The sequence below is a fragment of the Rhodococcus sp. T2V genome (assembly GCF_029269925.1).
Taxonomy (GTDB): domain Bacteria; phylum Actinomycetota; class Actinomycetes; order Mycobacteriales; family Mycobacteriaceae; genus Rhodococcus_F; species Rhodococcus_F koreensis.
This window is the reverse complement of sequence record NZ_JARJBD010000516.1, coordinates 1-444: the sequence shown is the minus strand read 5'-3', so window position 1 is coordinate 444 and position 444 is coordinate 1. Positions and strand designations below refer to the sequence as shown.

The window sequence follows — 444 nt, the reverse complement described above, 5'->3', positions numbered from 1 at the left end:
CCGAGGGCATCGACTTCCTCAGCGTGATCAAGGGAAACCTCGACTCCGACAACACCATGGCGAAGATCATCGCACCGATGGGCACACCCGCCGCCGTGCATCTGGACTTCGCCGGCCGCGTCAAGCACGAACTGGACATCCCGGTGATGCACGCCGGACGGATCGCCGACCTGGCCACCGCCCGCTACGCGATCAGCGAGGGGCTGCTCGACATGGTCGGCAGGATGGCGTAGTGGCAGCACAGGTGCCCCCAGATTTCCTGCAGGACCAGCGGTGGGGATTTCGACCGCAGCACGGCGCGTGGTCCGCGCTGATGGGTTTTCAGCTCGTCGAAGGTGTTCTCGATTTCCCAGCGTTGGGCGTAGGCGAGCGCGAGATCTTCCGCGGTGGCGTCGGAGGGGTCGAGGATCGTGGTCAGCAGCCGGTACTGCTCGGGGTTCTCCC

2 pseudogenes are annotated in these 444 nt (G+C 65.5%); one reads left to right on the top strand and one right to left on the bottom strand.

Annotation, left to right across the window (positions count from 1 at the left end):
* Window positions 1-233 (top strand): annotated as a pseudogene (locus P3H15_RS55200) (N-methylproline demethylase); the annotation flags it as partial.
* On the opposite strand, the pseudogene P3H15_RS55195 reads toward P3H15_RS55200, so the two are convergent.
* Window positions 224-444 (bottom strand): annotated as a pseudogene (locus P3H15_RS55195) (transposase); the annotation flags it as partial. The pseudogenes P3H15_RS55200 and P3H15_RS55195 overlap by 10 nt on opposite strands.